An 11,346-nucleotide genomic window follows, 5' to 3' on the forward strand; every position below is an offset into this window, starting at 1 on the left:
TTGATGTCTTCTTCCATCTTCGTGCTCATCGTCGTTTCTCCTATTGTGACGTGAGCAGGTTTTCACTGGGTCAATACACCAGCGCAAGCAGCACATACGCGCCAATGGCATCGAGAAACCCCGCCCGATATTCCATTGGCCGCGCACCCAGCACGTAGTCCAGCGTTTCGCGCAAGAGCGCGGGCTGAAACTTGCGATGCCGATACAACATGCGCTGCGTGATCCGCAGAAACCGCTGGGCGCGCAGAGCGCCGGATTGGTAGACCGTGGGAACTGGTGGAGAGGGATAAGACGCGAGTGCTCGCGCAGATTGAGAAGTAGGCATGCGGCCTCCTGGGGCGTTTGATGGAGACCCAACACCTCATCGCCAGACGAGGTGGCGGGCCCGACGGCGAGGCTGGCGAACCGGCCCACCCAGGCAGCCGGCAGACCTTTCGGTCTCCTCACCCGGCCCGCCATGGTGCAGACGAGCGAGTGCTGAAGGCCACCGATACTCGACGCCTTCCGCTGGATGAGGTAATGCACGGATCGCCAGACCCGGCCTTCGATTGCGCGAAGGCGTTGCGATTATACGCAGGCCCACCCTGCGGCCGAGCCACCAGCCCACGAAATCAGATTATGCTGATGCCGCATCCGGCTGCGCCGCAGGCGCCGCGCGCGCAAACGCCTCCTGCGCCATACAGTGCTCAAAGATGCGAGCCAGCGTCGGGTAGTCCTCCACCGCCACATCAAGGCGCTTGCCGTTAAACACTTGAGGCACAAGGCACACGTCAGCCAGCGTCGGCGTGTTGCCCACGCAGTAGGCGCCGGTCAGCGGGGATGCCGACAGGCGCGTCTCCAGCGACGCAAACCCCAGCCGCACCCAGTGGCGATACCACTCGTTGCGCGCATCCTCTTCCACGTTGAGCGTGTTCTTCAGATACTTGAGCACGCGCGGGTTGTTGAGCGGATGCACCTCGCACGCAATCGCCAGCGCAATCGCGCGGATGTGCGCACGGTTGCTGGGCGAGCCTGGCAGCAACGAGGGCTCGGGATGCGTCTCTTCCAGGTATTCGACAATCGCCAGGGACTGGTTCAGCACGTCGGTGCCGTCGCACAGCACGGGCACCAGCGCGTCGGGGTTCAGCTTGACGAAGTCGGGCGCCAGTTGCTCGCCCTTGAGCAAGTGCACCGGCGCGTAGTCGTACGACAGGCCCTTCAACTCCAGCGCGATGCGCACGCGGAACGACGCCGAACTGCGGAAGTAGTTGTACAGCTTGATTGACATGGTTTAGATGACCTTCACATGGAGTTCGCCCACACCGTCGATCTTGCCGACCATCAAGTCGCCGACCACCACGGGGCCGACGCCTTCAGGCGTGCCGGTGTAGATCAGATCGCCGGGGCGCAGTTCAAACAGGCGCGACAGATACGCAATGGTTTCCGGCACCGACCAGATCAGGTCCGACAGATCACCGCGCTGGTGTTCGCGGCCGTTGACCGACAGCGTGATGGCGCCCTTGTCCGGGTGCGCAACATCCTTGGCCGGCACGATCGGGCCGATGGGCGCGGAGCCGTCGAAGGCCTTGCCGGTTTCCCACGGGCGGCCGCCCTTCTTGGCGGCGTTCTGCAGGTCGCGGCGCGTCATGTCCAGGCCGATTGCATAACCGTAGATGTGGTTGGCTGCCGTTTCCACGGCGATATCGCGGCCGCCCGTGCCGATGGCGACCACGAGTTCGATCTCGTAGTGGCAATCGCGGGTTTCGGGCGGATAGACGAACTGGCCGGTCTCGCCGTCCGGGACGTAGCGCACGGCATCAGCCGGTTTGCAGAAGAAGAACGGCGGCTCGCGGTCGGGGTCGGAACCCATCTCGCGGGCATGGGCGGCGTAGTTGCGGCCGACGCAGTACACACGGCGCACCGGAAACTGGCCTTGCCCGCCTCGGACGGGAATGCCATTGACGGCGGGCGGGGTGACGACGAATTCGGTCACATGAGCGGTCATGCAGGTCTCCTCGGACTAAGCTGGAATGAAACAAGAACTGACGGGGACACGGCCACCGCCCCCCGGCGACCGAGTTGCGAGAATACACCTGCACTGGGTCGGCGCGGTTCTTGCGTTAAGTGTGCACCTTGCCCCACTTTGCACCATGCACGTGAAACCGCCCGCCACATCTGCCTCGCCTGCCGCCGCCCACCCGGGCGCGCCGATGCGCGTGCTGCTGGTGCGCGACCCGCTGGATGCCCAACAGATCAACCTGGAGCTGATCCGCGCCGGTCTGGCGGACGCCGGCTTTGTGGATGTGGGGCTGGCCGACGCCGACCTCACCCTGCCCGAGCGCATCGCGCAGGCGCAGCCCGACATGGTGATCATCGCGTCGGAATCCGCCGCGCGGGACACCATCGAGCACGTGTGCGTGGCCACCCAGCACGCGCCGCGCCCCATCGTGCTGTTCACCGACAACGACGACGCCAGGCGCATCAAGGCGGCATTCGCGGCAGGCATCACCGCGTACATCGTCGACGGCATCAAGCCCACGCGCGTGAAGGCGGTGCTCGACGTCGCCTACGCCCGCTTTGAGCGCGACCGCGCGCTGCGTGCCGAGCTGGACAGCGCCAAGACGCAACTGGCCGAGCGCAAGGTACTCGAACGCGCCAAGGGCTTGCTCATGAAGCAGATGAACCTGCCGGAAGACGACGCCTTCAAGCGTCTGCGCAAGATGGCGATGGACCGCAACATCAGGCTGGTGGAAGCGGCCCAGCGCGTGATCGATGTGATGACCGGCTGAAACCGTCGGGCGCTGCCCAGTTCTGGTGCAACGCACAATTCCGGCGCCGCCGACGCACCAGTCGCGCGCCACCGCCCGCCCAGAAGATGCCGCTCAGACCCGCACGTGCCGGGTCTGAAGCTCCGAACGCCGTGCACCACATTCGGCGCCGCAACGTTGGCATACCCCTTGCGAGAACCACAGGCAAGCCAACGTCAACATGGGTATTGGCATGGGGCAACGGCGTCCCGATGCATTGCGTTGCGAACCGTCTTGCAGACGGGGGCAGCGCGCGTCGGGACGCCTTCTCTTTGGCGGCATGGATGGCGGCTCCAGACCCACCCCAAGCGCCGCCAGATCCTGCAAGCGGCGGCGACCACCGCAACCACAATCTTTGGAGGTAGTGCCGTGGCTTTGATCGATCCGCTGGTGCGCGCCGGTGCGTGGGCCGCCGGCTCCGATGCGCCCGAGAAGACCGAACTGAAGGTCGGCTTCATCCCGCTCACGGATTGCGCGTCGGTGGTGATGGCGTCCACGCTCGGCATCGACAAGAAACACGGCATCAAGATCACGCCATCCAAAGAGGCGTCGTGGGCAGGCGTGCGCGACAAGCTGGTGTCAGGCGACCTGGATGCGGCACACGTGCTCTATGGGTTGATCTACGGCGTGCAACTCGGCATTGGCGGCCCGAAGAAGGACATGGCCGTGCTGATGACGCTCAACAACAACGGCCAGGCGATCACGTTGTCGTCTAGGCTCAAGGACGCCGGCGTGCGCGATGGTGCGTCGTTGAAAGCGGTGATGGCAAAGGACAAACGCGATTATGTGTTCGCGCAGACCTTCCCGACCGGCACGCACGCGATGTGGCTGTACTACTGGCTGGCCGCGCACGGCATCCACCCGCTGCAGGACGCCAAGGCGATTACCGTGCCGCCGCCGCAGATGGTCGCCAACATGCGCGTGGGCAACATGGACGGCTACTGCGTAGGCGAGCCGTGGGGGGCCCGCGCGATTGCCGAGAACATCGGCTTTACCGCCGAGACCACACAGGCCATCTGGAAGAACCACCCTGAGAAGGTGCTCGGCACCGCGGCGGCGTTCGTGCAGAAGTATCCGAACACCGCACGCGCATTGACGGCAGCGGTGCTGGAGGCATCGAAGTTCATCGACGCATCGGCGTCGAACCGCCGCAAGACGGCGCAGACCATCGCCGCCGAGTCCTACGTCAACACCGATATGGACATCATTCTGGATCGCATGCTCGGCCGTTACACAAATGGCCTGGGCAAGACGTGGGACGACCCGGACCCGATGCGCTTTTATCACGACGGCACGGTCAACTTTCCGTATCTGTCGGACGGCATGTGGTTCCTAACGCAGCACAAGCGCTGGGGCTTGCTGAAAACGCATCCGGACTACCTGGCCGTCGCCAGGCAGGTCAACCGTATCGACATCTTCAAGCAGGCCGCGGCCGCCACCTGCACACCACTGCCCCAAAGCGATATGCGCACGGCCAAGCTGATCGACGGCGTGGTGTGGGACGCGAAGAACCCGGCCGCGTACGCTGACGGCTTCAAGCTCAAAGCCTGACGCCGCCCGCTTCCGGGCTTCTGACTGCGGCTCTTCCCATTGATGGAACCTGCCGCCGGTGCCACGCGCCACATCAAGCGCCTGACGGAACATGCAGACCAACGGTTTGGCGGTTGACTTTCCTGTCCAGGACGGCGCCCTTCTCTGCTTACTTTATTTGGCACGCAAGACAAAGAAAGTGAGCCGGCCCCGGCGGGGGATGAAACCAGGGATGCACCACCAACAAAAACACCACCCCAGCGCCCACGCCAAACCCACAGCGCTATGATCAACCCCACGCCAATAACCTTGCACCAACCCCATGCCCGCTCCCCCCATCCTCCCTGAAGGCGCCACTGAAGACGCCGTCACTAACGGCCCCTTCCCCGCTGCCCGCTTCATCAAGGAAATCGGCCGTGGCGCAGACGGCGCCCGTGCATTGGTCAAGCTCGACGCCCGGGCGTTGTTCACCGCCATGCTGGAAGGCCGCGTGGCCGACGTGCAGCTCGGCGCAATCCTCATGGCCTATCGCATTAAGGGTGAAACGCCGGAGGAACTCGACGGCATGCTGGAAGCCGCGCATGCGCATTGCCGCCCGCTGCCTGCGCCGGATACGCCTGACCACGCTCTGCCGGTGGTCATCCCGAGCTACAACGGTGCGCGCCGCCAGCCGAACCTGGTACCGCTGCTGGCCACGCTGCTCGCCCGCGAGGGCGTGCCGGTGCTCGTGCATGGCATCCGCCGCTTCGACGGGCGCATCACCACGGCCGCGCTGTTCGACGCGCTCGGCTGGCCCGTCTGCGAAAACATGGATGACGCCCGCGAGCGGCTGGAGGACAAACGTCTCGCCTACGTGCCGATCGACGTGCTGTCACCCGAGCTGACGGCCTTGCTCGACAAGCGCGAGATCGTCGGCCTGCGCAACTCTGCACACACGGTGGTGAAGATGCTGCAACCCATCGGTGGGCACGCGCCACACGAGGCGCTGCGCCTGGTCAGCTACACGCACCCCGAATACCGCGACACGCTCACCGATTACTTCCTGCGCCACCCCGCCAACGTGCTGCTGGCACGCGGCACCGAAGGCGAGGCGGTGGCCGATGCGCGGCGCGGCAGTGCAGTCGAGTGGCTGCACGATGGCACACACGAAACGGTGATCGAGGCGGTGGAAGGGTCGAGCGATGCGCCGCCTGAATTGCCGGTGGGGACAGACGTGGCGGCAACGGCGCGGTGGATTGCAGCGGTGCTCGACGGCACGCAGCCGGTGCCGGTGCCGATCGCCAAGCAGGTCCGCGCGATCGTGCGGTGTGCACGGCCGGCGCGGGCTGCCTGATCGATCGTTCAGCCTGACTTGGACGGCAGAGGAATGCGCTCCGTCTCGCCGGGCACGTGGGTGAAGGTGTCATTCTCCCAGCGCTGCTTGGCATCTTCGATGTCGGCCTTGTCGCTGGCGACGAAGTTCCAGTAGATGTGGCGGTGGCCATCCGTCGGGTCGCCGCCCAGCAACATCACGCGTGACGACACCTGCGCGGTCAGCGTCACGTCGCCGCCCGGTTCGAGCACTGCCAGGTGCTGCGGGTCGAGCGTTTCACCGTCGATGGTGACGGCGCCTTCCACGAGATACAGGCCGCGGTCTGCATGCTCGGGCGGAATCACCAGCGACGCGCCGGCCGCCAACTCCAGCGCCACATACAGTGTGCGCGAACTCACCTTGACCGGCGACGTCAGCCCAAACGCATCGCCCGCAATGACCACGCCCTGCACGCCTGGGCAATCGAGCTTGGGCAGCGTATCGGCCGCGTGGTGCGCAAAGCTGGCATCCACCTTTTCCTGCCCCTTCGGCAACGCCACCCAGGTCTGGATGCCGTGCAGGCGAGCGCCCTTTTCGCGCCCCTCGGGCGACGAACGCTCGGAGTGAACGATGCCGTTGCCGGCGGTCATCCAGTTCACGTCGCCGGGCGTGATGGTCTGCACGCTGCCAAGGCTGTCGCGGTGAACCATGCTGCCGTCAAACAGATACGTAACGGTGGCGAGTCCAATGTGCGGATGGGGGCGCACGTCGATGCCCTCACCGGGGGCGAAATCCACGGGACCCATGTGGTCGAAGAAGATGAAGGGCCCGACCGTCTGGCGCGCCGCCGAGGGCAGCACGCGCTTGACCGAGAAGCCGCCCAGATCGCGCACGTGCGGGCCAATGAGATGCTGAATGGAAGTCATGGTGGCGTTCCCCTTAACTCACGCGCGTTCTGCCAGCGCGGTGTCGACGCTGATCTCCACCTCGGTCATCAGCTTGTGAACGGGGCACTTGCCAGCCACGCGCAGCAAGTCGGCGCGTTGCTCGTCGCTCAGATCGCCGTGCAGGGTCAGCACGGTGCGCAGCTTGTAACGGCCCTGGCGCTCTTGGCTGCCGTCGTGCTCGACGGCCACGTCGATCGAATCGAGCGGGTACTTGCGCTGGCGCGCATAAAGCGTGACGGTCAGCGCCTTGCAGCTTGCCAGGGCTGCGTCGAAGTAGGCGTGCGGGTCGGGCGCGCTGCCCTCGCCCGTCGGCTTGGGCACGTCGGTGTAGACCACACCTTCGGGGAAGGTGATTTTGTGGCGGAAAAGGCCTTCGGTGTCCTTGCTGACGACGATGGTCATTGACGGCTCCTGTAACGATTTCAGCGATGTCCGGGCAGTGTAGCCAACTTACGCGACGGCACGGGAAGCCGCTGGAGGTGCGGCCTGCATCGCATCAACCGGCGCTTAGATCACTCCACATTGCAGACATGACAATTCAGCCCACCCATTGGCGTGAAAACGCTCAAGTAGCGCGGTTTTCCGCCGATCTTCCGGTTAGAAGACATCCGCCCTGAAACCGCCCCGCTTACGCCTCATCCGCATGGTTCCTCGCCGGCCGCTTGTCGCCATTGCCGGCGGCATCGGCTTTCTCCTCATCCTTGTCGGGCTGACCGTGATGGCCGGCTGGCTGCGGCATTGGCCGTGGGCGGTGAAGCTGGGCACGGACCGCCTGCTGATGGTGTTTGCTACAGGGATCAACCTGGCGCTGCTGGGCTCGGCCCTGGGCGCGCTGATCATCGGCACGGTACGGCCAAGCGTGCGCTGGGCAGACCCGGTTGCGCGCGGGCTGGGTGGCGCGGTGGCGGTGCTGTCCACGCTGCGGCTGGCCGAGGTGGTCTCGGGATGGCCGATCGGGCTGGATTTCCCGGGCGTGCACATGTGGCTGGATCGCCAATGGATAACCGGATGGATTGGCGGCATGCACCCCAGCCACGCGCTGGCAATGGTTGCCACGTCGACGGCGCTGAGCCTCGTGCCCACGCTGCCCAAGCCGCACCGCGCGCGATGGTTATGGGGCTTGGCCGGTCTGGCGATACTGCTCTGCGCGGGCGATCTGCTTGGCCGCGCCATGGCGCTCGAATACCTCTATCCCGCCTGGCTGCGCTGGCACGCGTCGGATGTGGCAGCCATCTGCACGCTGCTGGTAGTGACCGGTGTGCTGTGCGTGGCACTGGCGCGGCATCCTGGCCTGCTGCGCTTGAGGCTATCGCCGGAAGACACCATCGTCTGGATCAGCGGCGGCTGCGTGCTGTTGGCCGGCCTGGGGGCGACCGTCACGGCGTTCATCATTCAGGTGGATAGCGCCAGCGTGACGTTCGGCATGACGCGGACGCGCGCACTGGCCAGTTACGCCGAGGAACTCGATCAACTCCTGACCATGCGCGCGCAAAGCCCGCGCCTGGTGGCCGCCGCCACGCACATCCAGGAAGTCCTGCGCCATCCCGCCGACAACGCGGCGCGCCTGCGCAGCGAGGGCGCGCTGCAGGCGTACCGGGAGCAAGGCTACTCGTACCTGCAACTGCGTACGCTGGCGGGCGAGGGCATTGTCAGCCTGGGCACGCAGACGCCCAAACCCGCGCTGTCGATTGCACTGCACGCCGGCCTTGCGCCCGAACGCGTCACGCTGCAATGGGTAGACGGTTTTGCCATGCGCACCGAAACGCCTGTCGTGACCGATGGCACGCAGATCGGCTGGCTCGTCGCCGAGCAGCCACTCGCCCACATGACCGCCCGTTACACCGGGAAGCACGGCGCCGGCCTGACGGAAACGCTGGCGATGTCGGGCTTTGATGCGCGCGGCAAGGCAATGTCGTTTCCGCAGCGCTTTGATGCGTATGTGTTCGAGCTGCCGCCGCTCACGGTCGACTACCGGCCGCTGCCGTCACGCTTGGCCCTGGCCGGCCAAGCGGGGTATGGCCAATGGCAGGACATCCACGGCATGCCGACGTCGTTCAGCTACACGCCCATCGGCCACACGGGGCTGGCGCTGATCAGCAAAATCGCCAGCGCCGAGCTGTACGCCCCCATGCGCGCGCAGTTTGAACGGCTGGCGGCGTTCATGCTGTGCCTGATGATCGGCAGCGTGCTGGCGATCCGCCTGACGGTGCGGCCATTTGCCAACCGGCTGGCCGCGTCTGAGCGTGCGCTGCGTACCGCCAACGAAAGCCTCGAGCGCCGCCGCGACGCGCTGCGCGCCAGCCGCGAACAACTGCGCCTGGTGGCCGACAACGTGCCCGCGCAGCTCAGCTATGTCGACCCCGACGGCATCGTCCGCTTTGCCAGCCGTACGCTGCTCGAAGCCTTCGGCCGCACTGAAGACATGATGCTCGGCGGCCACGTGCGCGATATCTACACCCCCGAGGACTACCGCACGCTGCTGCCCTACATGACCGAAGTGCTGGCGGGCTACCCCGTGCAGTTCGAGATCACCTCCATGCGTACCGGCGTGCCACGCTACCTGAGCGGCCACTACTTTCCTGACTACGACGATCGCGGCACGCTGCGCGGCTATTTCTCGGTGCTGCAAGACCTCACTGCCCGCACCACCGCCGAGCTGGCCCTGGGGCGCAGCGAACGCGCGCTCAAGCTGGTGCTCGACAACGCACCGCTGCTGGTGTCGCACATCAACCCCGAGGGCATCTTCACGTTCTGCAACGTCACGCATGCGCGCTGGCTGCAGCGCACGCCCGAGGAAGTCTGCGGCCAGACGCCGGACAAGGTCTTCACGCCGGGCACATACGCGCTGCTCGCGCCGTATCTGGTGCGCGCACAGCGAGGCGAATCGGTCGAATTCGAGATCACCGCGCCTTGGTACGAAAAGCCGCACGCCCGCGGCGCACGCGGCCGCACGCGGCATTTTCGCGGCCAGCTCGTCCCCGATGCTGCGGATTGCGACTGCGGAGCCAGCCGCTGTGGCTTCTATGCCTTCGTGCAGGACGTAACAGAAGCCAAGCGCAGCGAGATGGAGCTCTCGCGCATGGCACGCTTTGACGCCCTCACCGGCCTGCCCAACCGCTACGAACTCTACGAACGCCTGCGCGCCGCGCTGGAGCGTCGCCAGCGTCAGCCCGCGCCGCTGGGCGTGCTGTATCTGGACATAGACCACTTCAAGCACATCAACGACACCTACGGCCACGCCGCCGGCGATGCGGTGCTGGTGGAGGTTGCGCATCGCCTGCAACGCGCCGTGCGCCGCACCGACACTGTTGCCCGCCTCGCAGGTGACGAATTCATCATCCTGCTCGACCCCCTCGACGCACCGGATGATGCACTGCATACCGCTCAGAAAATCGTCAGCGCGATCCGTCCGTCGATCAGCCTGCCGGGCAACACGGTCCTGCAGGTCACGACAAGCGTCGGCGTTGCCTGCCCAGGCTCCGAAGTGCGCGACCCCGACGTCGCCTTGCGCGAGGCCGATCGCGCACTTTACTGGGCCAAGTCACGCGGCCGTAACACGGCGGCATAGTCAAGAACCGATACCGCCGGCGCTGGTCTATGACTGGGTGCGCCACGGTGATTGCCGCGGCGCAAACGTCACGCTATCAAAAAATCATCCTGATGCACAGGAACTATTAACCGGACAAAAATGTCCTATTAGCACTCATCCGGCTGGAGTGCTAAGATGCCTTTTCAAATCTCCACTGGATTTCGACAGGAGTCCTGAGTGAACGCAGTCATCCCCGTGAATACCGTTTCCGCAACCGCCACCCAGCCGTCCGGCAACGCCGGTAATGGATGGGCGCTGGCGTTCCCCGGCAACCTGGGCAACATCGACGCCTATATCCAGAGCGTCAACCGGGTGCCGATGCTTTCAGCCGAAGAAGAACAGCGTCTGGCCCGCGAGTACCGCGATGACGACAACCTCGATTCCGCCCGTCGCCTGGTGCTTTCGCACTTGCGCCTGGTGGTGTCGATCGCCCGTGGCTACCTCGGCTACGGCCTGCCGCATGCTGATCTGATCCAAGAAGGCAACATCGGCTTGATGAAGGCCGTCAAACGCTTCGACCCGGATCAGGGTGTGCGTCTCGTCTCGTACGCGATGCACTGGATCAAGGCCGAGATGCACGAGTACATCCTGAAGAACTGGCGCATGGTCAAGGTGGCCACCACCAAAGCCCAACGCAAGCTGTTCTTCAATCTGCGCAGCCACAAGCAGGATGCGCAGGCGACCTTCACGTCGGACGAGATCGACGCCGTGGCGGCGGAACTCAACGTCAAGGGCACCGAGGTGCGCGAGATGGAAACGCGCCTCTCGGGCGGCGATATCGCGCTGGAAGGCCAGATGGACGACGGTGAGGAATCCTTCGCCCCGATCGCCTACCTGGCGGACACGCATAACGAGCCGACTCGCGTGATTGAAGCGCGTGGCAACGACCGCATGCAAAGCGAAGGGATCGAGTCCGCCCTCGCCAAGCTGGACGACCGCAGCCGCCGCATCATCGAAGCCCGTTGGCTGAACGTGAACGATGACGGATCGGGCGGCTCGACGCTGCACGAGCTGGCTGACGAATTCGGCGTATCGGCTGAGCGCATCCGCCAGATCGAAGCGGCTGCAATGAAGAAAATGAAGGGGGCGCTGCAGGCGTTCGCCTAAGCTGCCCGTGCAATAAGAAAAGCCCGCTGATTTTGAACTGCACCCCAAAAGTTGGACACCAACTTTTGGGGTGTTTTCATGTACAGGTACAGCGAG

Annotated in this window: 10 protein-coding genes; 5 read left to right on the forward strand and 5 right to left on the reverse strand. The window is 65.0% G+C overall.

Annotation, left to right across the window (positions count from 1 at the left end):
• Positions 1-70 precede the first annotated feature (70 nt).
• The 3 genes from PSUB009319_RS22535 to PSUB009319_RS22545 form a co-directional block, all read right to left on the reverse strand.
• Complete coding sequence (locus PSUB009319_RS22535) at positions 71-325, reverse strand: hypothetical protein (protein WP_124384395.1); 255 nt, start codon at positions 323-325, stop codon at positions 71-73.
• 291 nt (positions 326-616) lie between these two features.
• On the reverse strand, positions 617-1,267 hold the full coding sequence (gene maiA / locus PSUB009319_RS22540; RefSeq protein WP_124384396.1) for a maleylacetoacetate isomerase: 651 nt from the start codon (positions 1,265-1,267) through the stop codon (positions 617-619).
• Positions 1,268-1,270: 3 nt separating this feature from the next.
• Complete coding sequence (locus PSUB009319_RS22545; RefSeq protein WP_124384403.1) at positions 1,271-1,972, reverse strand: fumarylacetoacetate hydrolase family protein; 702 nt, start codon at positions 1,970-1,972, stop codon at positions 1,271-1,273.
• A gap of 157 nt (positions 1,973-2,129) precedes the next feature.
• Between PSUB009319_RS22545 and PSUB009319_RS22550 the strand changes: the two genes are divergently transcribed.
• The 3 genes from PSUB009319_RS22550 (at position 2,130) to ybiB (ending at position 5,649) form a co-directional block, all read left to right on the forward strand.
• Positions 2,130-2,768: an ANTAR domain-containing response regulator gene (locus PSUB009319_RS22550; RefSeq protein WP_124384397.1), complete on the forward strand. Its 639-nt coding sequence runs from the start codon at positions 2,130-2,132 to the stop codon at positions 2,766-2,768.
• Positions 2,769-3,104: 336 nt separating this feature from the next.
• Positions 3,105-4,337, forward strand: coding sequence for a CmpA/NrtA family ABC transporter substrate-binding protein (locus PSUB009319_RS22555; RefSeq protein ID WP_124384404.1), 1,233 nt, complete (start codon positions 3,105-3,107; stop codon positions 4,335-4,337).
• Positions 4,338-4,638: 301 nt separating this feature from the next.
• Positions 4,639-5,649: a DNA-binding protein YbiB gene (gene ybiB / locus PSUB009319_RS22560; protein ID WP_124384398.1), complete on the forward strand. Its 1,011-nt coding sequence runs from the start codon at positions 4,639-4,641 to the stop codon at positions 5,647-5,649.
• 8 nt (positions 5,650-5,657) lie between these two features.
• On the opposite strand, the gene PSUB009319_RS22565 is transcribed toward ybiB, so the two are convergent.
• Entirely contained in the window at positions 5,658-6,533 is an 876-nt protein-coding gene (locus tag PSUB009319_RS22565; protein WP_124384399.1) for a pirin family protein, read from the reverse strand.
• A gap of 18 nt (positions 6,534-6,551) precedes the next feature.
• Positions 6,552-6,956 (reverse strand): OsmC family protein, encoded by a 405-nt coding sequence (locus PSUB009319_RS22570; RefSeq protein WP_124384400.1) that lies wholly within the window; start codon positions 6,954-6,956, stop codon positions 6,552-6,554.
• A 241-nt stretch (positions 6,957-7,197) separates the two neighbouring features.
• Here PSUB009319_RS22570 and PSUB009319_RS22575 point away from each other — a divergent pair, with 241 nt between their 5' ends.
• Together PSUB009319_RS22575 and rpoH are read left to right on the forward strand one after the other, a co-directional pair.
• Positions 7,198-10,122, forward strand: coding sequence for a sensor domain-containing diguanylate cyclase (locus tag PSUB009319_RS22575; protein WP_124384401.1), 2,925 nt, complete (start codon positions 7,198-7,200; stop codon positions 10,120-10,122).
• A 198-nt stretch (positions 10,123-10,320) separates the two neighbouring features.
• Positions 10,321-11,250 carry an RNA polymerase sigma factor RpoH gene (rpoH, locus tag PSUB009319_RS22580; protein WP_124384402.1) on the forward strand — a complete coding sequence of 310 codons (930 nt, stop codon included), beginning with the start codon at positions 10,321-10,323 and terminating at the stop codon, positions 11,248-11,250.
• The last annotated feature ends 96 nt before the right edge of the window (positions 11,251-11,346 follow it).

This window comes from Ralstonia sp. SET104 (assembly GCF_003851545.1).
Classification (GTDB): domain Bacteria; phylum Pseudomonadota; class Gammaproteobacteria; order Burkholderiales; family Burkholderiaceae; genus Ralstonia.